17 protein-coding genes are annotated in these 19121 nt (G+C 64.2%); 9 read left to right on the forward strand and 8 right to left on the reverse strand.

What is annotated here, in order from left to right; genetic code table 11:
• Nucleotides 1-2 precede the first annotated feature (2 nt).
• The 3 genes from RTP54_RS29825 (at nt 3) to RTP54_RS29835 (ending at nt 3466) form a co-directional block, all read left to right on the forward strand.
• Complete coding sequence (locus tag RTP54_RS29825; protein WP_312367681.1) at nt 3-1904, forward strand: glycosyltransferase family 2 protein; 1902 nt, start codon at nt 3-5, stop codon at nt 1902-1904.
• A gap of 67 nt (nt 1905-1971) precedes the next feature.
• A complete protein-coding gene (locus tag RTP54_RS29830) occupies nt 1972-2496 on the forward strand; it encodes a DUF995 domain-containing protein (RefSeq protein WP_112815994.1) in 525 nt (174 codons plus the stop codon).
• A gap of 1 nt (nt 2497) precedes the next feature.
• Entirely contained in the window at nt 2498-3466 is a 969-nt protein-coding gene (locus tag RTP54_RS29835; protein WP_312367633.1) for a glycosyl hydrolase, read from the forward strand.
• A gap of 103 nt (nt 3467-3569) precedes the next feature.
• Here the strand turns inward: RTP54_RS29835 and hppD are convergent, their stop codons facing one another.
• Nucleotides 3570-4682 (reverse strand): 4-hydroxyphenylpyruvate dioxygenase, encoded by a 1113-nt coding sequence (gene hppD / locus RTP54_RS29840; protein ID WP_312367635.1) that lies wholly within the window; start codon nt 4680-4682, stop codon nt 3570-3572.
• Nucleotides 4683-4833: 151 nt separating this feature from the next.
• Between hppD and RTP54_RS29845 the strand changes: the two genes are divergently transcribed.
• Nucleotides 4834-5313 carry an Lrp/AsnC family transcriptional regulator gene (locus tag RTP54_RS29845; protein WP_077504887.1) on the forward strand — a complete coding sequence of 160 codons (480 nt, stop codon included), beginning with the start codon at nt 4834-4836 and terminating at the stop codon, nt 5311-5313.
• A gap of 3 nt (nt 5314-5316) precedes the next feature.
• Here RTP54_RS29845 and RTP54_RS29850 read toward each other — a convergent pair whose 3' ends face one another.
• A complete protein-coding gene (locus RTP54_RS29850) occupies nt 5317-5784 on the reverse strand; it encodes a MarR family winged helix-turn-helix transcriptional regulator (RefSeq protein WP_312367637.1) in 468 nt (155 codons plus the stop codon).
• 175 nt (nt 5785-5959) lie between these two features.
• Between RTP54_RS29850 and hmgA the strand changes: the two genes are divergently transcribed.
• From hmgA to purU, 5 genes are all read left to right on the forward strand, one after another.
• Nucleotides 5960-7327: a homogentisate 1,2-dioxygenase gene (gene hmgA, locus RTP54_RS29855; RefSeq protein ID WP_312367639.1), complete on the forward strand. Its 1368-nt coding sequence runs from the start codon at nt 5960-5962 to the stop codon at nt 7325-7327.
• Nucleotides 7324-8193, forward strand: a complete 870-nt coding sequence (locus RTP54_RS29860) for an MBL fold metallo-hydrolase (RefSeq protein ID WP_312367682.1) — start codon at nt 7324-7326, stop codon at nt 8191-8193. The genes hmgA and RTP54_RS29860 overlap by 4 nt, the downstream gene beginning before the upstream one ends.
• Nucleotides 8194-8205: 12 nt before the next feature.
• A complete protein-coding gene (locus RTP54_RS29865; protein ID WP_112811985.1) occupies nt 8206-9222 on the forward strand; it encodes a fumarylacetoacetate hydrolase family protein in 1017 nt (338 codons plus the stop codon).
• A gap of 33 nt (nt 9223-9255) precedes the next feature.
• The gene (maiA, locus tag RTP54_RS29870) at nt 9256-9894 is read left to right on the forward strand and encodes a maleylacetoacetate isomerase (RefSeq protein WP_312367641.1); all 639 of its coding nucleotides are present in this window, start codon (nt 9256-9258) and stop codon (nt 9892-9894) included.
• Between the two features lie 165 nt (nt 9895-10059).
• Nucleotides 10060-10944, forward strand: a complete 885-nt coding sequence (gene purU / locus RTP54_RS29875) for a formyltetrahydrofolate deformylase (protein ID WP_112816000.1) — start codon at nt 10060-10062, stop codon at nt 10942-10944.
• Nucleotides 10945-11047: 103 nt separating this feature from the next.
• On the opposite strand, the gene RTP54_RS29880 is transcribed toward purU, so the two are convergent.
• The 6 genes from RTP54_RS29880 to RTP54_RS29905 all read right to left on the reverse strand — a co-directional run bounded on the left by RTP54_RS29880 (nt 11048) and on the right by RTP54_RS29905 (nt 18959).
• The gene (locus RTP54_RS29880; protein WP_312367643.1) at nt 11048-12229 is read right to left on the reverse strand and encodes an acetyl-CoA C-acyltransferase; all 1182 of its coding nucleotides are present in this window, start codon (nt 12227-12229) and stop codon (nt 11048-11050) included.
• A gap of 128 nt (nt 12230-12357) precedes the next feature.
• Nucleotides 12358-13752, reverse strand: a complete 1395-nt coding sequence (gene lpdA, locus RTP54_RS29885; protein ID WP_312367645.1) for a dihydrolipoyl dehydrogenase — start codon at nt 13750-13752, stop codon at nt 12358-12360.
• A 7-nt stretch (nt 13753-13759) separates the two neighbouring features.
• Nucleotides 13760-15049: a dihydrolipoamide acetyltransferase family protein gene (locus RTP54_RS29890; protein WP_312367647.1), complete on the reverse strand. Its 1290-nt coding sequence runs from the start codon at nt 15047-15049 to the stop codon at nt 13760-13762.
• 2 nt (nt 15050-15051) lie between these two features.
• Entirely contained in the window at nt 15052-16065 is a 1014-nt protein-coding gene (locus RTP54_RS29895) for an alpha-ketoacid dehydrogenase subunit beta (protein WP_112816004.1), read from the reverse strand.
• A 1-nt stretch (nt 16066) separates the two neighbouring features.
• The gene (locus RTP54_RS29900; RefSeq protein ID WP_112816033.1) at nt 16067-17299 is read right to left on the reverse strand and encodes a 3-methyl-2-oxobutanoate dehydrogenase (2-methylpropanoyl-transferring) subunit alpha; all 1233 of its coding nucleotides are present in this window, start codon (nt 17297-17299) and stop codon (nt 16067-16069) included.
• A gap of 328 nt (nt 17300-17627) precedes the next feature.
• A complete protein-coding gene (locus RTP54_RS29905) occupies nt 17628-18959 on the reverse strand; it encodes an FAD-binding oxidoreductase (RefSeq protein WP_312367650.1) in 1332 nt (443 codons plus the stop codon).
• Between the last annotated feature and the right edge of the window lie 162 nt (nt 18960-19121).

Here is a 19121-nt window from a genome sequence, read left to right on the forward strand (position 1 = left end):
CAATGCCAGGCGCCCCGGAGACCCGGCTGGTCTCGCTGTTTTCGACCCGCATGAGAATGGTCAACGGCCTGGGCATCCTGTCCTGGCTTTCGGCGTTCCTCTATTTCTGGGCATGGTGGCTCGATCCGGCCCACGTCATCCATTGGCCGTCCTACGTCATGATCACGATCGTGATGGGCTGGATCACGCTTTTGCCGGCCTATTTCATCTTCATCTTCGCAGGCGCCAAGGTGGCAGCGAAAACCGATCGGGGCATCCCCGAAGGCCGGGTCGCCATGGTCGTGACCAAGGCGCCGTCGGAACCCTTTGCCGTCGTGCGCAAGACGCTGTTTGCGATGCTCGACCAGATCGGCTGCGACTACGACGTGTGGCTTGCGGACGAGGATCCGACGCCCGAAACGATCGACTGGTGCGCAGCCCAGGGCGTGTTCATTTCGACGCGCAAGGGTGTCGCGGACTACCACCGCGCCATGTGGCCGCGACGGACCCGCTGCAAGGAGGGGAACCTTGCCTATTTCTACGATCACTACGGTTATGATCGCTACGATTTCGTCGCGCAGTTCGATGCCGATCACGTGCCCGAGCCGACCTACCTGGTCGAAGTGCTGCGGCCGTTCAACGACCCTGATGTCGGCTACGTCTCGGCGCCGAGCATCTGCGATGCCAATGCGAAACGCAGCTGGTCCGCACGCGGTCGGCTTCATGCCGAGGCCAGCCTGCACGGCTCGTTGCAGGCCGGCTACAACAACGGCTGGGCGCCGCTTTGCATTGGCTCGCACTATGCGGTGCGCACCAGGGCGCTGAGGGAAGTCGGCGGACTAGGGCCGGAGCTTGCCGAAGATCATTCGACGACGCTTCTGATGAACGCCGGCGGCTGGAAGGGCGTGCACGCGCTTCACGCGATCGCGCATGGCGACGGTCCCGCTACCTTTGCCGATCTCGTCATCCAGGAGTTCCAATGGTCACGCAGCCTGGTGACGATCCTGCTCAAGTATTCGCCGATTTACGTGCCACGGTTGCCGATGCGGCTGAAGCTGCAGTTCGTGTTCTCGCAGCTCTGGTATCCGCTGTTCTCGCTGTTCATGGCGCTGATGTTCGCGCTGCCGATCATGGCGCTGGCTATGGGGCGCAGCTTCGTTGCCGCCACCTATCCGGATTTCGTGCTGCACTTCGCGCCGCTGTCGCTTATTCTGATCGGGCTTGCCTATTTCTGGCGCTCGACCGGCACTTTCCGCCCCTATGATGCCCGCGTGCTGAGCTGGGAGGGCATGCTGTTTCTCTTCGCCCGCTGGCCGTGGTCGCTGCTCGGGTGCCTGGCGGCCGTGCGCGATCACGTCAGTGGCTCCTTCGTCGATTTCCGCATTACGCCCAAGGGCACGGGGCCGGCGGCACCGCTGCCGCTGCGCGTGATGATGCCCTATCTCGTGCTGGCGCTCGCTTCCGCGCTTGCGCTGTGGCTTGTCACCGACGCCGGGACGGCGCGGGGCTTCTACATCTTCGCCGGCATCAACGCGCTCACCTACGCCGGGCTTGCCGCAACCATCCATGTCCAGCATGCGCGCGAAAACCGGTTGGCCCTGGTGCCGCGCACGGCGATGACAGCGCTGACCGGCTGCTGCCTCGTGGTCATCTCGGTCCTGTCGGGACAGTCGGCCGTGCGCCACGGTGCAGAGGCGACCGAAGCGCTGTCGCAGGGGCTCGGCTTCGTCGGATTGACCGAAGCGAAGTTTTCGGTCGCCGGTGCCGGGCAGGGTGGCTCGGACCTCAGGGTCGTAAGGTTCCAGTTGAAATGGAAAGGGTTTTCGTCGTCCGGGACAAACGGACAGCGGAAAGGCTCCGGCGTGCCGGAGGTGAAGGAGACGAGGGTGGCAACCAAGGTCGGGCGCCTTCAGGCATCGCTGTAACCGCAGCGCTGTCAGCCCCGCCACGGCATCGACCCTCAAGCGAGGAGAAAAAGAGATGAAACGGTCCATGAATGTATTGCTTCTGCCGCTTCTGCTGCCTCTCGCAGCCTTTGCGGCCTACACCGGCGCCCAGCCTGCGAGGGCAAAAATGGAGATCAAGCCGGTCCCCTTGAGCGCCTACGAGGTCTATTCGCTCTACCGCAATAAGACCTGGCAATGGCCCACGGGCGGCGCCCGCTTTACCGCGCATGATCGCAAGCTGGTCGCCTTCGTCGACGACAAGGGCAAGCGCTCGTTCGCCGAGGGCAACTGGTATGTCAGCGATCTCGGCATGTTGTGCATGCAGGCACGATGGACGGCGGCCGACGGCTCCGGTCCGGCGCGCACCTGCTTCGGCCACAGCCGGATCGGAGACACGATCTACCAGCGGCGCGTGCCGAACGGCGAGTGGTATGTCTTCAAGCATGCCAAACCGAAACCTGATGACGAATACGGGAAACTCGTCGCTTCCGACGGGATCACGGAAAAGGCGTTGCGCTTGAAAGATCAGTTCCTGGTCAAGAAAAGCAGCCGCAACGCCACTGGAGGATGACATGAAACGCAAACTGGCATTCGCCCTCTGCACGGCACTTGCCCTTCATCTGGGGACTGGCGCCGCTCCGGTCTCGGCGCTGGCACAGGAGAAAGCCGATCTTGTTACCAACGCCAAGGCAGGTCAGGAACAGACGCTCGCCGACAAGCGCCCGGTCATCCACCCCGGAGGACCGCGGTTCGGAGCCTATGACCCGCATGGCGATTTCGGCGACCAGACCGATGTCGCAACCGAGCATCTGTTCCTGCCATGGGAAGACGTCGACCTGGAATCGCTGCGCATGGCTGACGCCTATGCGCTGCAGCGCAAGCGCAAGCTGCTCGTCACCATCGAGCCCTGGTCGTGGTCGCTCGACTGGAAATTGTCCCCGACGCAGTTGCGCGATCGCATGCTCAGAGGCGAATACGATGCCAACATGGAGGCGATCGCCGACATGCTGGCGGAAATGAAGAGCCCGGTGATCGTGCGGTGGGGCCAGGAAATGGAAGACACATCCGGACGCTTCTCCTGGGCCGGGTGGGCGCCGAAGGATTATGTCCAGGCCTACAAGCATGCGATGGATATCGTGCGCAAGCGCGTGCCCAACGTGCAGCTCATGTGGTCGCCCAAGGGGCTCCCAAACCTTGGCGAATACTATCCCGGCGACGATTATGTCGACCTGGTCGGTCTTTCCGTCTTCGGTCTCGAGCCATATGATGCCATCGAATATGGCGGGCCGCACACCTTCAAACAGGCTCTGAAACCCGGCTACGATCTCGTCGCCAAATACCACAAACCGATCTGGGTCGCGGAAATGGGGTGGCAGGGCAGCACGACCTACATGCAGCCATGGATCGACGCTGCGACGCAGCCCGACCCGGATTTCCCGAACCTTGCCGAAGTGGTCTACTTCAACGATCGGGATGTGCATGACTGGCCGCACGATCTCGGCCGGCCGAACTGGCGCGTGGTCACCGACGCCACCAACTGAACCGGGTGTGACGGTGCCCCAATGAAAAAAGCCCCTCGCCGTCGGCGAGAGGCTTTTGTCTGGTCGAAGCGCCCACCGCGGTCACGCGGAGACGCTGGCCGGGCTACTCGGCCGCCTGCGGCCCGAGCTCGCCGCGACGGATCTGGTCGGCCTCGATCGATTCGAACAGGGCGCGGAAATTGCCTTCGCCGAAGCCTTCGTCGCCCTTGCGCTGGATGAACTCGAAGAAGATCGGCCCGATGACCGTCTTGGAGAAGATCTGCAGCAGGATCTTGGTCATGCCGCCGTTCACCACGCCTTCGCCGTCGATCAGGATGCCATGCTTCTTCATCCGCTCGATCGGCTCGTCATGGCCGTGCACGCGGTCGTGCGACATGGCGTAGTAGGTTTCCGGCGGGCCGGGCATGAACTTCAGGCCGTTTTCCGACAGCTTGTCGGTGGCGTCGTAGATGCCATCGCTGCCAACCGCGATGTGCTGGATGCCTTCGCCCTTGTACTTGCGCAGATATTCCTCGATCTGGCTCGTATCGTCCTTGGATTCGTTCAAGGGAATGCGGATCTTGCCGCAGGGCGAGGTGATTGCGCGGCTGACGAGACCGGTGATGCGGCCGTCAATGTCGAAGAAGTGGATCTGGGTGAAGTTGAACAGTTCGCGGTAGAAGGCCCACCACTTGTCCATGTTGCCGCGATAGACGTTGTGCGTCAGGTGGTCGAGATAATAGAAACCGACACCTTCCGGCTTGGGGTTGCGTTCGCCGGTCCATTCGAATTCGGCATCGTAGGCCGATCCCTTGGCGCCGTAGGTCTCGACGAAATAGAGCAGCGATCCGCCGATGCCGACGATCGCCGGGACATCGAGACACTTGTCGGTGCCGGTGTAGGGGATGGCGCCCTTGGAGACCGCTTGGTCGAAAGCGTGCCTGGCGTCGACGACGCGCCAGGCCATCGACGGGGCGCAGGGCCCGTGCTCATCGACGAAGCGCATGGCATGCGAGCCCGGTTCGGCATTCAAGATGTAATTGATGTCGCCCTGTCGCCAGACCGTGATGTTCTTGCTTCTGTGCCTCGCGACAGGGCTGTAGCCCATGCGGGTAAAAAGCTCGACGAGCTTTTCCGGCTCCGGATGGGCGAATTCTACGAACTCGAAGCCATCCGTACCGGCCGGGTTCTCCACCGTGATCGTTGCGGGCGGGGCGTCATGGGGAAAAGGACCCATCGGAAGTCTCCTCTTTTAAGTTCTCCAGATCGCTCTGGCCTCCAAACTTTGCTGGAGTATGACGCAAATCCGATGCATGATGCTTGTATTCTTGCGTGTTTTGCGCAGGATGCCGCACGAAACGTGCGAAATGCTTTATAAGGATGCATGAATGGAGCAGCTTGACGGGTTTGATCTCAAGATCCTCAGCGAACTGCAGCGCGACGGGCATCTGACCAACAACGAGTTATCGGAGCGCATCGCGCTTTCGCCCTCGCAATGCTCGCGCCGGCGCACCCGGCTGGAAGCGGAGGGCTTCATTACCGGCTATCAGGCACAGATCGACCGGCAGAAGCTGGGTCTCGACCTGATGGTGGTGATTTCGGTGACGCTCGCAACCCACAACCGCGACAACGCCAAGCGTTTCGGCAAGCTGATCTCCAGCCTGCCGGAGGTGCTGGAGGCCTACGCGCTGACCGGCGAAATGGATTATCACCTGCGGGTGGTGACACCAGACCTCGCCGGCCTTTCTCGCTTCGTCAACGATGTGTTGTTGCCGCATGACAGCGTGCAGCACGTCAAGACTTCGATCGTGCTCGATACGCTGAAGAGTTTTCAGGGCGTGCCGATCCCCGAGCGGATGAAGGGCTGAGGCCTACGGGCGGGCAACGTGCTTTCCGGCCGTGTCGATCGCCCGCTCGACCGCGTCGAGGCCGACACTGAGGGCCTGCAGGCCGTCCGCGCCGATCAGGTCTTCGAGCTGCTTCTGGTAGGCGCTCGCGAGATCCGTGAGGTCGCCATAGGCGATCCGGCCGGCCTTCGTCAGCTCCAGATGTTCCAGCCGGCGGTCGGTCTCGTCCTCGCTGCGCTTCAACCAGCGCCGATCCTCGAGCGCGGCGACCGCGCGGCTGACCTTGGTCTTGTGCATGGCCGAATGGGCGCCGACCTCCGTTGCCGTCATCGCGCCGGTCGAGCTTCCGAGCGCCGCCAGCGTGCGCCACTCCGGGCGCGTCAGCTGATAGCGCGCCTTGTATTCGGCGGCAAAGCGCACCGCGACAAACTCGGCTGCGCGGTTCAGTCTGTAGGGCAGGAACGCATTGAGCTCGAAGCCATCGGCGGCCATGTGTGGCATCCTTGATAGTTACAAAATCGATAGTTACGATTGCAACTAATAGGCCGGCAGCGCGCCACCGTCCATGGAGAGCCGTGGCAATGCCGAGACATATTGGACGTGCCTTGGCCATCCGGGATCGGTCGTGATCGGCGGTGGGCAGGCACCTGAGGAGGAGGTTCAGGCCATGTTGGACAAGGCGCAGAAGCAGGCAGGCACCGGGGCATCCGCCCACCAGACGCTTGATTACATGCCGGGTTTCGGCAACGATTTCGAGACCGAAAGCTTGCCTGGCGCCCTGCCGCAGGGCCAGAACAGTCCGCAGAAATGCGCCTATGGCCTTTATGCCGAACAGCTGTCTGGCTCGCCGTTTACAGCGCCACGCGGTACCAACGAGCGCTCATGGCTCTACCGCATTCGCCCGAGCGTGCGCCATACCGGGCGCTTCCGGAAGATCGACTATCCGCACTGGAAGACCGCGCCGCACGTGGCCGATCATTCGCTGGCGCTCGGGCAGCTGCGCTGGGGGCCGTTGCCGGAGCCTTCGGAAAAGCTCAACTTCCTCGATGGCATTCGTACCATGACGACGGCCGGTGATGCCTTGACGCAGGGCGGTATGGCGGCGCACGCCTATGCCTTCAACGCCGACATGGTCGACGACTATTTCTTCAACGCCGACGGCGAGCTTCTGATCGTGCCGGAAATGGGCGCCATCCAGGTGTTCACCGAACTCGGCAAGATGGACGTCGAGCCCTCGGAGATCTGCCTTGTGCCGCGCGGCACGATGTTCAAGGTGACGCGTCTCGGCGAGGAAAAGGTCTGGCGCGGCTATATCTGCGAAAACTACGGCGCCAAGTTCACGCTGCCGGACCGGGGCCCGATCGGCGCCAATTGCCTGGCCAACCCGCGCGACTTCAAGACGCCGGTTGCCGCCTACGAGGAAAAGGAAACGCCTTGCCGCGTGCACGTGAAGTGGTGCGGCGCTTTCCACGTCACCGACATCGGCCACTCGCCGCTCGACGTCATTGCCTGGCACGGCAACTACGCGCCCTACAAATACGATCTGAGGACCTTTTCGCCCGTCGGCGCGATCCTGTTCGACCATCCCGACCCGTCGATCTTCACGGTGCTGACCGCACCATCAGGAGAGGAGGGCACGGCGAATGTCGACTTCGTCATCTTCCCGCCGCGCTGGCTGGTGGCCGAGCACAGCTTCCGGCCACCCTGGTATCATCGCAACATCATGAGCGAATTCATGGGGCTGATCTATGGCCGCTATGACGCCAAGGAGGAGGGGTTCGTGCCCGGCGGCATGAGCCTTCACAACATGATGCTGGCGCATGGACCCGATGCAACCGGCTTCGAAAAGGCGACAAATAGTGAGTTGAAACCGGTGAAGCTCGACCATACGATGGCCTTCATGTTCGAGACCCGCTTCCCGCAGCAGCTGACCCGCTTCGCCGCCGAACTGGAGACGTTGCAGGACAATTATATCGACTGCTGGACCGATCTGAAAAAGCGCTTCAACGGCACGCCGGAAGGCGATTGGTCTTGAGGGCACGGCTGGTTCTGCTCGGCAGTAAGGGTGGCCCGGCGATCCGTCCGGGCGGCCCTTCGCCAACCGCTTCGCTGCTTGAAATCGGCGACCGCACCATCGTCGTCGACTGCGGCCTCGGTGTGACCCGCGGCCTGACCGACGCGGGCGTCAGCCTGAAGGCGCTGCACCTCGTCTTCATCACCCATCTCCATTCCGATCATGTGCTCGAACTCGGACCGCTGATCCATACGGCCTGGACCGCAGGTCTTGCCACCACGGTTACCGTCTTCGGTCCGCCGGGCACGCGCGATTACTGGCAGGGCTTCCTGCAGGCGATGCGGTTCGACATCGATATCCGCATCGTCGACGAGGGCCGGCCCGATCTGCGCCAGCTCGTCGACATCGTCGAGTTTCAGCAAGGCGAGGTTCTGCGCGAAGGTGGCCTGACGGTATCCGCCTTGCGGGTCGATCATCCCCCGGTTACCGAGTGTTTTGCGCTGCGTTTCGATCATGCGGGGGCAAGTGTCGTGTTTTCCGCCGATACGGCCTATTTCCCGCCGCTTGCCGATTTCGCGCGCGGTGCCGACATTCTCGTGCACGAGGCGATGCTCGCCGAAGGCGTCGACCGGCTGGTGGCGCGCACCGGCAATGGTGCGCGACTGAAGGAGCACCTGCTGGCCAGCCACAGTTTTGCCGGGGATGCGGGCAGGATTGCGACGGCCGCCGGCGTCGGGCGACTGTTGCTCAATCATCTTATTCCGGCCGACGACCCCGCGATCGGCGCGGCGGATTGGGTGGCGGCCACGCGCAAAAGCTGGGCAGGTGCCTTGACGATCGCGTCCGACGGCCTTGTTGTGGAAATCGCGGACGATTCGTCTGCGTAGAGGGAGGATTGCATGAAACTGGCGACACTCAAGGATGGCTCGCGTGATGGAAAACTCGCGGTCGTCTCCCGCGATCTCACCCGCTGCTCGGAAGTCGGGCATATCGCCCGCACGCTGCAGGCCGCACTCGACGACTGGGCCCACACCGGCCCGCGGCTCGAGCGCGTGGCCGAAGGCATCGAGACCGGCGCGCAGCCAACGATCCGCTTCCATGAGCACGACGCGCTTTCGCCGCTGCCGCGCGCTTACCAATGGGCCGATGGTTCGGCCTACGTCAATCACGTCGAGCTGGTACGAAAAGCCCGCAACGCCGAGATGCCGGCGAGCTTCTGGACCGACCCGCTGATCTATCAGGGCGGCTCCGACAGCTTCATTGCGCCGCGCGACCCGATCCTGATGGCGGACGAAAGCTGGGGCGTGGACATGGAGGGCGAAATCGCCGTCGTCGTCGACGATGTCGCCATGGGCGCGACGCTGGAGGAGGCACGCGCCGCAATCCGGCTGGTGATGCTCGTCAACGACGTGTCGCTGCGCGGCCTGATCCCGGCCGAGCTCGCCAAGGGCTTCGGCTTCTACCAATCGAAGCCATCGTCGGCCTTCTCGCCCGTTGCGGTGACGCCGGACGAACTGGGCGAGGCCTGGGACGGCGGCAAGCTGCACCTGCCGCTTCACGTCGACCTCAACGGCAAGCCGTTCGGCCGGGCAAACGCCGGCGTCGACATGACCTTCGATTTCGGCCAGCTGATTGCGCACGCCGCCAAGACCCGGCCGCTTGCCGCGGGCACGATCATCGGCTCGGGCACGGTCTCCAACAAGCTGAACGGCGGCCCCGGCAAGCCGGTCTCCGAAGGCGGCGCCGGCTACTCCTGCATCGCCGAGCTGCGCATGATCGAGACGATCGTCGGCGGCGCGCCGAAGACGCATTTCCTGCGCTTCGGCGACGCTGTGCGCATCGAGATGAAGGACAAGGCCGGCCATTCGATCTTCGGAGCGATCGAGCAGTCGGTCGGGCCTTACGAAAAGGCTTAAAGCCAAGGCGCAAGCGGCATGAGGGAGCAGGACGTGAACGAGGCCGTACTTTTCGACTATTGGCGGTCTTCGGCCAGCTACCGCGTCCGCATCGCGCTCAACAGCCTTGGCGAGCCTTACCGCTCGGTGCCGGTGGACCTGCTGGCCAAGGCTCATCGCCAGGCCGAGCACCTCGACCGCAATCCGCAGGGGCTCTTGCCCGTGCTCGACATCGATGGCGAGCGTTTCACGCAATCGCTCGCCATCATCGAATATCTGGCGGAAACGCGGGAGAAGACGGGTTTCCTTCCTGCTGACGCCGCCGGCCGTCAGCGCGTGCGCGCGCTTGCCTACGCGATCGCCATGGACATTCATCCCGTCTGCAATCTCGGCGTCGTGTCCTACGTGATGGCCAGTGCGGCCGATGGCGAGGCCGCGCGCCGCGACTGGATGCGCAAATTCATCGGCGAGGGGTTGATCGCCTTCGAGCGCCTGCTCAACCACCCGTCGACGGGCAGGTTCTGTCACGGCGATACGCCAGGCATGGCCGATTTCTGCCTGGTGCCGCAGGTCTATAATGCCCGCCGTTGGGAGGTCGATCTTTCCGCCTGCCCGACGCTCGTCGCCATCGATCAGCGCTGCGCCGAGGTCGAGGCTTTTGCCCGCGCCCATCCCGACCGCACGCCCCGCTAGAGTTCAAAGCCCCCCGTTGCAGCGCGCTCGCGCGATCGGCTGGCCGGTTCCGTCCAGCCGATGTCGCGAATGGATCGACAGCCGGTCGAAGGCCGCGCTAGTTTTCGCCGTGACTGGCCGTATAAGGGGGGCCGGAAAAACCTCTGGAGCGAGAGACAGATACCGATGAAAAGCTATGTGCTGACCGTCACCTGCAAGTCCACCCGCGGCATCGTTGCCGCCATCACCGGTTATCTCGCGGAAAAAGGCTGTTACATCACCGACAGTTCGCAGTTCGACGATCTGCAGACCGGTCTGTTCTTCATGCGGCTGACCTTCATCAGCCAGGAGGGCGTAAAGATCGAGGAATTGCGGGAGGGCTTCGCGCCCGTCATCAAGCGCTTCGACATGACCTGCGAGATCCGTGACAGCGAAGAGCGCATGAAGGTGGTGCTGATGGTGTCGCGTTTCGGCCATTGCCTCAACGACCTGCTCTACCGCTGGAAGATCGGTGCGCTGCCGATCGACATCGTCGCTGTCATCTCCAATCACTTCGATTACCAGAAGGTGGTCGTCAACCACGACATCCCCTTCCATCACATCAAGGTCACCAAGGACAACAAGCCGCAGGCGGAAGCCCGCATGCTGGAGATCGTCGAGCAGACGGATGCCGATCTGGTCGTACTCGCGCGCTACATGCAGGTTCTGTCCGACCAGCTCTGCAAGAAGATGTCGGGCCGGATCATCAACATCCACCACTCCTTCCTGCCGTCGTTCAAGGGCGCCAACCCCTACAAGCAGGCCTATGAGCGCGGCGTGAAGCTGATCGGTGCGACGGCGCACTACGTCACCGAGGATCTCGACGAGGGTCCGATCATCGAGCAGGACATCGCTCGCATAACCCATGCCCAGAGCGCCGAGGACTACGTGTCGATCGGCCGCGACGTGGAAAGCCAGGTGCTCGCGCGCGCCGTGCACGCCCATATCCACCACCGCTGCTTCATCAACGGCAACCGCGTCGTCGTCTTCCCGGCGAGCCCTGGCTCCTACGCGTCCGAGCGCATGGGCTAAGGGGCGCGGCAACAGCCACTCGCGAAATTGAAAAGCGCCGTCGGTCGAACCGGCGGCGCTTTTCACATGTTGGCGCGGGACGGGGGTGGATCCCGCCCTTTCGTTACTGCAACAGCTCCAGCCCGACTGCCGTCGCCTCGCCGCCGCCGATGCAGAGCGAGGCAATGCCGCGCTTGACGCCCTTGGCGCGCATGGCGTGCAGCAGCGTCACGACGATGCGGGCGCCGGATGCGCCGATCGGGTGGCCGAGTGCGCAGGCGCCGCCGTTGATGTTGACGATATCGTCGGACAGACCGAGGTCGCGGATCGCTGCCATCGCCACCACGGCAAAGGCCTCGTTGATCTCGTAGAGCCCGACGCTGCCCTTCTCCCAGGCAAGCTTCGCCATCAGCTTGTCGATCGCGCCGATCGGCGCGGTGGTAAACCAGGCCGGTTCCTGGGCATGGCCGGCATGGCCGGCAACGATGGCAAGCGGCGTCAGCCCGCGCTTTTCCGCCTCGCTTGCCCGCATCAGGATCAGCGCCGCCGCCCCGTCCGATATCGACGAGGAGTTGGCGGCCGTCACGCTACCGCCGTCGCGGAAGGCGGCTTTCAGCTTCGGGATCTTTGCCGGATCGGATTTGGTCGGCTGCTCGTCGCGATCGAGATTGGCGCTCTGCCGCTTGCCGGCGCCGCTGACCGCCACCAGTTCGTCGGCAAAGGAGCCATCCTCAGCTGCGCGGGTTGCGCGTCCCAGCGAGCGCAGCGCGAAATCATCCTGATCGGTGCGCGAGAACTGGTAGTGTTCGGCGGTGTCCTCGGCATAGGTGCCCATCAGCCGGCCGGAATAGGCGTCTTCGAGACCGTCGAGGAACATATGGTCCTTGACCTCGCCATGCCCCAGGCGGAAACCGCCGCGCGCCTTCGGCAGAAGATAGGGGGCATTGGTCATCGACTCCATGCCGCCGACGGCCAACACCGTGGCGCTGCCGGAAAGCAGGGCATCGTGGCCGAGCATCAGCGCCTTCATGCCGGAGCCGCAGACCTTGGAGATGGTCGTCGATGGCGTCTCCTTGCCGAGGCCCGCGCCAAGGGCTGCCTGGCGCGCCGGGTTCTGGCCGACGCCGGCCGGAAGCACATTGCCCATCAGCACCTCGTCGACGGTATCGAGGCCAGCACGGTCGAGCGCGGCCCTGAGCGCTATGGCGCCGATTTCCGGCGCGGCGAGATCCTTGAGGCCGCCTTGAAATGCGCCCATCGGGGTGCGGGCCGCCGAAACGATGACGATCGGGTCAGGTCTGCTCATTTCTTTCTCCCATTCGGTAAAAGGCAATGTTGGCGCGGGGCGATCTCCGCATGTCCTTCTCCCCCATACGGGGAGAAGGTGGCTGGCAGGCCGGATGAGGCGTGTTGCGCCCGGGCCTGCCAGCGACGTCAGATATGCAGCGCGTGCCCCAGCGCCTTGAGTGCGGCTTCCTGGAATGCTTCCGACTGGGTCGGATGGGCGTGGATCGTGCCGGCGATGTCTTCGAGCCGCGCACCCATCTCGATCGCGAGACCGAAGCTTGCCGAAAGCTCGGACACCCCATGGCCGACGGCCTGGATGCCAAGAACGAGATGGTTGTCGGCGCGCGCGACGACGCGCACGAAACCGTCTTCCGACAGCGTCGTCATGGCGCGGCCGTTTGCCTGGAAGGGAAACTGGCCGATCTTGATCTCGATGCCGCTCGCACGGGCCTCGTCCGGCGAAAGGCCAGCGGTGACGATCTCGGGATCGGTGAAGCAGACGGCGGGAATGCAGCGCTTGTCCCAAGCGCGCTTGTTGCCGGCGACGATTTCGGCGACCATTTCGCCCTGCGCCATGGCACGGTGCGCCAGCATCGGCTCGCCGGTGACGTCGCCGATCGCATAGATGCCGCGCATCGAGGTGCGGCACTGGTCGTCGATGCGGATGAATTTTCCGGCACGATCGAGATCGATCTCCTCGAGCCCGAAACCGTCGGTGACCGGTCGGCGACCGACCGTAACCAGCACCTTTTCGGCCGGCACCTCGATCGGGCGGCCGTTGTGTTCTGCAAGCAGGCTCTTTCCGTTGGCGGAAAGCCCCTTGGCGACGGTCTGGGTAAACACCTCGATGCCGAGTTCGCCAAGGCGCTTGGCGATCGGCTTCGACAGGTCGGCGTCATATTGCGGCAGGATGCGTGCCTGCGCCTCGAGCACCGTCACATGGGCGCCGAGCTTTGCAAAGGCAGTGCCGAGCTCGAGCCCGATGTAGCCGCCGCCGATGACGGCGACGCTCGCCGGCACGCTTTTGAGCGACAGCGCCTCGGTCGACGAAATGATCGAACCGCCGAAGGGCATGTCCGAAAGCTCGATCGGAGCGGAGCCGGTGGCGATCACGATCGCTTCGGCGCGGATGCGCTGCAGGCCGGTCTCGGTCTCGACGTCGACTGTCTTGCCGTCGACGAAACGGGCAACGCCGATGACTGCCTTGACGCCGGCTTTCTTCAGAAGGCCGGTGACGCCGCCGTTCAGGCGTCCGACGATGCCATCCTTCCAGGCGACGGTGCGGGCGAGATCGATCGTCGGGTTGGCGAGCGACAGGCCGAGCGGGCTGCGGCCCGACGCAGCCGAGCGCAGCTTATGAAATTCGTCGGCGGCGTGGATCAGCGCCTTCGACGGGATGCAGCCGACATTGAGGCAGGTGCCGCCGGCTTTCGCCTTCTCGACGATGACGGTGTCGACGCCGAGCTGGCCGGCGCGGATGGCGCAGATATAGCCGCCGGGGCCAGCGCCGATGACGAGCAGCTTGCAGGAGATTTCCTTCATGTTCGCCTCAAGCCTCCACGAAAATGAGCGCAGGCGTTTCGAGCAGCGTCTTCAGCCGCTGCACGAAGGTGGCCGCATCCCAGCCGTCGATGACACGATGATCGAAGCTCGACGACAGGTTCATGATCTTGCGCGGCACGAACTGCGTGCCGTCCCAGACCGGGCGGACTGCCAGCTTGTTGACGCCGACGATCGCCACCTCCGGATGGTTGATGACGGGGGTCGAGACGATGCCACCGAGCGCGCCGAGCGAGGAGATGGTGATGGTCGATCCGGTGAGCTCGTCGCGGGTCGCCGTCCCGGTGCGGGCCGCTTCCGCCAGCCGGTTGAGCTCGACGGCGCAATCCCAGATGCCGCGCGCTTCGGCATGGCGCACCACCGGCACGGTCAGGCCCGCCGGCGTCTGCGTGGCGATGCCGATGTGCACGGCATGGTGACGGCTGATGATGCCGGCGCCGTCGTCGAAGGTGGAATTGACACCCGGCAGATCGGCAATAGCTCTCACCAGTGCGCGCATCAGATAGGGCAGGATCGTCAGCTTCGGCTGATCGGGCTTGCGATCACGGTTCATCATGGTGCGCAGGTCTTCAAGCGCCGTCATGTCGACCTCCTCCACATAGGTGATGTGGGGGATGCGCGAGGTCGACAGCGTCATCTTCTCGGCGATGCGGCGGCGAAGGCCGGTCACCTTGATCTCGTCGACGGCTGTCTTGCGCGCAAGTCCCGCCGGCGCTGCAGCCGGTTGCGCGCCGCGGGCAAGAAACTGGTCGAGATCGTCGTGGCTGATACGGCCGGCAGGACCACTGCCGGTGACCTGGCGCAGGTCGACGCCACTGTCTCGGGCGCGTTGCCGCACGGCCGGTGAGGCCAGTGCCTTTTCCAGACGTTCAGGGGAGACGTGCACGCCATTGGCGGCGGGCGCCGGCGTCTTCAACTCCACTTTTGCTGGCTGCGCCGGTTTTGCGACCGGCGCTGCGGTCTCGGCTTTCACTGCCGGTTTCTCTTCGGCCTTGGCGACTGGCTTTTCGTCCAGCGCAGGCGTTGCTTCACCTTCGCCGGCGATTTCGATGCGCACCAGCGGCGCCTTGACCGCGACGGTGTCACCGATCTCGGCGCCGAGCCAGAGCACCGTGCCGTTGACCGGCGAGGGGATTTCCACCGTCGCCTTGTCGGTCATCACGGCGGCGAGGATCATGTCCTCGCGCACGGGATCGCCAGGCTTAACATGCCATTCGACCAGCTCCGCCTCGGCCACGCCTTCGCCGACATCCGGCATCTTGATTACGAATTCGCCCATGCTCAGGCCTCCATCACTTCGACGAGCGCGCGTCCGACGCGCGCGGGGCCGGGGAAATAGTCCCACTCCTGGGCATGCGGGTAGGGCGTGTCCCAGCCTGCGACGCGCACGACGGGCGCCTCGAGATGGTAGAAGCAGTGCTCCTGGACGAGGGAGGCGATTTCGCCGCCGAAGCCCGAGGTCAGCGTTGCCTCATGCACGACGACGCAGCGCCCGGTTTTTTCGACCGATTGCACGATGGCGTCGAGATCGAGCGGCAGCAGGCTGCGAAGGTCGATCACCTCTGCGTCGATGCCGGTCTCTTCGGCAGCAGCCAGCGCCACATGTACCATGGTACCATAGGCAACGACCGTGACGGCCGAGCCCTTGCGGCGCACTTCCGCCTTGCCGATCGGGATGGTGTAGTGACCCTCCGGCACTTCGCCGAGATCGTGTTTCGACCACGGGATGACGGGCCGGTCGTGATGGCCGTCGAAGGGGCCGTTGTAGAGCCGCTTGGGCTCCAGGAACATCACCGGATCCGGGTCTTCGATCGAGGCGATCAGCAGGCCCTTGGCGTCATAGGGATTGGACGGCACGACGACCTTGAGGCCGCAGACATGGGTGAACAGCGCTTCCGGGCTCTGGCTGTGGGTCTGGCCACCGAAGATGCCGCCGCCGGTCGGCATGCGCAGCACGATCGGGCAGGTGAAGTCGCCGTTGGAGCGATAGCGGATGCGGGCGGCTTCCTGGGTGATCTGGTCGTAGGCCGGGTACATGTAGTCGGCAAACTGGATCTCGACGCAAGGCTTCAGCCCGTAGGCGGCCATGCCGATCGCCGTGCCGACGATGCCGCTTTCGCTGATCGGCGCGTCGAAACAGCGGGTCTTGCCGTATTTCGCCTGGAGCCCCTGCGTGCAGCGGAAAACGCCGCCGAAATAGCCGACATCCTCGCCGAAGACGACGACATCGTCGTCGCGCCCCATGGAGACGTCCATGGCGCTGCGCACGGCCTCGATCATTGTCATTCTGGCCATATCAGTATCCTGCCTTCTGCCGCTGGCGGCGAATATGCGGCGGCATTTCGGCATAGACACCTTCGAAGATGTCGCGCACCGAGGGCTTGCCGCCGGCGTGCAAGGTGCCGTGGCCTTCGGCCTGCTTCTGTGCCTGGATCACCGCATCGACGATCTCGGCCTCCGCCTGGGTGTGGCGCTCTTCCGACCAGGCGCCGCGCAGGATCAGGTGTTTCTTCAATCTCAGGACGGGATCGCCGAGTGGCCAGGCCTCCGATTCCGTCTTCGGCCGATAGGCGCTCGGATCGTCGGAGGTGGAGTGCGCGCCGACGCGGTAGGTGACGTATTCGATCACCGTCGGGCCGAGATTGCGCCGGGCGCGTTCCGCCGCCCATTTGGCAACGGCGTAGACGGCGAGATAATCGTTGCCGTCGACCCGCAAGGCGGGAATGCCGAAGCCGAGGCCGCGGGCGGCAAATGTGCCGGAGCCGCCGCGGGCGATGCCCTGGAAGGTCGAGATCGCCCACTGGTTGTTGACGATGTTGAGAATGACCGGCGCCTTGTAGGTGGAGGCGAAGACGAGAGCGGAATGGAAGTCCGATTCCGCCGTCGAGCCGTCGCCGATCCAGGCGGCGGCGATCTTGGTGTCGTTCTTGATGGCAGACGCCATCGCCCAGCCGACCGCCTGCACATATTGCGTGGCGAGGTTGCCGGAGATGGTGAAGAAGCCATGCTCCTTGGAGGAATACATGATGGGCAGCTGCCGGCCGCGCAGCGGATCGCTTTCGTTCGAGAAGATCTGGTTCATCATCTCGACCATCGGATATTCGTCGGCGATCAGAAGCCCGGCCTGGCGGTAGGTCGGGAAGTTCATGTCGCCCTTCACCAGCGCCTTGCGGAAGGCGCAGCTGACGGCCTCCTCGCCCAGATGCTGCATGTAGAACGAGGTCTTGCCCTGGCGCTGCGCCATCACCATGCGCGCATCGAAGGCGCGCAGCGTCATCATGTGCTTGAGGCCGGCCAGCAGTTCGTCATCGGACAGAAGTCCGGCCCAGGGGCCGACGGCTTCACCATCGCGGTTGAGCACGCGGATGATCGAGTAGGCAAGGTCGCGGATCTCTTCGGGCGCGACGTCGATTTCGGGGCGCGGCACGGAGCCGGCCTTCGGGATCTTGACGTTGGAGAAGTCCGGCTGGCCGCCCGGGCGGACAGCCGGTTCGGGGACATGCAGGCTCAGTCGATCGGGGTCGCTCATGCGGTTTCCGGCCTCCCACCGGCGTGCGCGATGCGCACCAATCAGCATGGGGAAAACGGGTTGTCGCCAAATGGCAAAAGCGGGCGGGACCACCTTGAGGCTCCTCCGCCCCGGTTCGTCACGCCTCCTCCTCACCCCGTTCTCCCGACGGGAATATGCACAGACTGACACGAGTTCAGGGGCTTATGAAGGCCCTTTGGCCGCTCGCGATGCTTGCAGCGGAAGAAAGACAGAATCCTGCGGTGGCGATGGCGGCAGCTGCTGTCGGTGCGATTCCCGCCCGGCCTGCCGCGTAATTTTCTTGCGTGACGGCCTGCCGCTCGACCGGTCAGACCGGCGGGGCGACGGTGATCGGCGTGCCGTCTGTGAAACGCGACAGGCGAAAGGGCATGGGATCGACGATCGGGTGCTCGCCGGTCACGAGGTCGGCGACGAGATGCCCGGCGCCAGGGCCGATGCCGAAGCCATGGCCGGAAAAACCGGTCGCGACGATCAGTCCGGGCACGCTTTCGACCGTTGAAATCACCGGTACGGCATCGGGCGTCACGTCGATCAGACCCGCCCAGACCTGCTGCACCCGCGCGCCGCGAAGGGAGGGCAAGGCTTTCCTCGCTTCATCGAGAGCCCGCAGCGCCGAGTGCTGGTCCGGCTGCGGATCCAGCACCCGGTGGCGCTCGAATGCGCCCGGACGGTCGAGCGCAACAGCGCCGATCTCGAACAATTCGCGCCAGCTCTGGGCACTGAGGCCGACCTGGACGGCTTCGCCTTCGGCCTTTCGCGCCGGCTGGAAATCCCGGAAGAAGGCGAAGCTGTCGGGCACCAGGGGATGCAGGTTCGCGCCACCGTCGGCAATGGTGTAGCCGCCGTCAAGCCGCTTGCGGTAGGCATAGGTGCCCGTTGCACCGGCACCCTCCGGACCACCCGAAACCGCACTGGTTCTGAGCACGGTGTTGCGCACCTTCAGTTGCGGCAGACGGATCCCAAGCCCCTTGAGGAAGAGCCGGGACCAGGCGCCACCGGCGACGACCACGCTTGCGGTTTCGATCCGGCCCTTTTCGGTGACGACGGCGCTGATGCGCCCGGCCTTTTTCTCGATGCCGCGCACCGCGCAGCCCGAAAGGATACGGGCGCCCGCCCGCCGTGCTCCGGCAACGATCGCGGGGACTGCCTTTTGCGGTTCGGCCCGTCCGTCGCTCGGCGTGTAGAGCGCGCCCTTGTAGCGGATGCCTGCGCCCGGCATCAGCGCTTCCGTTTCTTCCGCTCCGATTTGACGGCTGTCGACACCATAGGGCCGCGCCATCGCCAGCCAGGCATCGCGGTTGGCGATATCGGTCTCGTTCTCGGAAATATAGAGGATGCCGCTGCGGTGGAAGCCGGTCTCGCCGCCGATGCGGGCATCGAGCGTATCCCAGAGTTTCAGCGCCTCGATCGCCAGCGGTATTTCCCGCTCGTCACGGCCCATGACACGCACCCAGCCCCAGTTGCGGCTCGATTGTTCGCCTCCCGGCACGCCCTTTTCGGAGAGCACCACGTCGATGCCGCGTTCTGCGAGAAACAGAGCGGTGCTGACGCCGATGATGCCGCCGCCGATGATGACGACATCGGCTTTCGTGGGCAGGTTCTGATCGGTTTCGACAATATCGAGGGTGGGGCCGGGCATGGGGACAGGGCTTTCAGGCGAGGTTTGCGAACACGCCATCGGTGCATGTCGTCCCCTTGAGATCAAGGCCCGGATTCTTGCTTTCTGATCAGCCCTACGCCCGCCGGCAACGGGCAAGGGGAAATCGGTTCGGCCCGCAGCCGTCAGCCTTTCGATTTGGCG

It is taken from the genome of Ensifer sp. (assembly GCF_031989085.1).
Classification (GTDB): domain Bacteria; phylum Pseudomonadota; class Alphaproteobacteria; order Rhizobiales; family Rhizobiaceae; genus Ensifer.

Bases quoted from the DNA above. Each gene is read 5' to 3' on its own strand.
- RTP54_RS29825 (WP_312367681.1), top strand. From the start codon at position 3: ATGCCAGGCGCCCCGGAGACCCGGCTGGTCTCGCTGTTTTCGACCCGC.
- RTP54_RS29830 (WP_112815994.1), top strand. From the start codon at position 1,972: ATGAATGTATTGCTTCTGCCGCTTCTGCTGCCTCTCGCAGCCTTTGCG.
- RTP54_RS29835 (WP_312367633.1), top strand. From the start codon at position 2,498: ATGAAACGCAAACTGGCATTCGCCCTCTGCACGGCACTTGCCCTTCAT.
- hppD (WP_312367635.1), bottom strand. From the start codon at position 4,682: ATGGGTCCTTTTCCCCATGACGCCCCGCCCGCAACGATCACGGTGGAG.
- RTP54_RS29845 (WP_077504887.1), top strand. From the start codon at position 4,834: ATGGAGCAGCTTGACGGGTTTGATCTCAAGATCCTCAGCGAACTGCAG.
- RTP54_RS29850 (WP_312367637.1), bottom strand. From the start codon at position 5,784: ATGGCCGCCGATGGCTTCGAGCTCAATGCGTTCCTGCCCTACAGACTG.
- hmgA (WP_312367639.1), top strand. From the start codon at position 5,960: ATGTTGGACAAGGCGCAGAAGCAGGCAGGCACCGGGGCATCCGCCCAC.
- RTP54_RS29865 (WP_112811985.1), top strand. From the start codon at position 8,206: ATGAAACTGGCGACACTCAAGGATGGCTCGCGTGATGGAAAACTCGCG.
- purU (WP_112816000.1), top strand. From the start codon at position 10,060: ATGAAAAGCTATGTGCTGACCGTCACCTGCAAGTCCACCCGCGGCATC.
- RTP54_RS29880 (WP_312367643.1), bottom strand. From the start codon at position 12,229: ATGAGCAGACCTGACCCGATCGTCATCGTTTCGGCGGCCCGCACCCCG.
- lpdA (WP_312367645.1), bottom strand. From the start codon at position 13,752: ATGAAGGAAATCTCCTGCAAGCTGCTCGTCATCGGCGCTGGCCCCGGC.
- RTP54_RS29890 (WP_312367647.1), bottom strand. From the start codon at position 15,049: ATGGGCGAATTCGTAATCAAGATGCCGGATGTCGGCGAAGGCGTGGCC.
- RTP54_RS29895 (WP_112816004.1), bottom strand. From the start codon at position 16,065: ATGGCCAGAATGACAATGATCGAGGCCGTGCGCAGCGCCATGGACGTC.
- RTP54_RS29900 (WP_112816033.1), bottom strand. From the start codon at position 17,299: ATGAGCGACCCCGATCGACTGAGCCTGCATGTCCCCGAACCGGCTGTC.
- RTP54_RS29905 (WP_312367650.1), bottom strand. From the start codon at position 18,959: ATGCCCGGCCCCACCCTCGATATTGTCGAAACCGATCAGAACCTGCCC.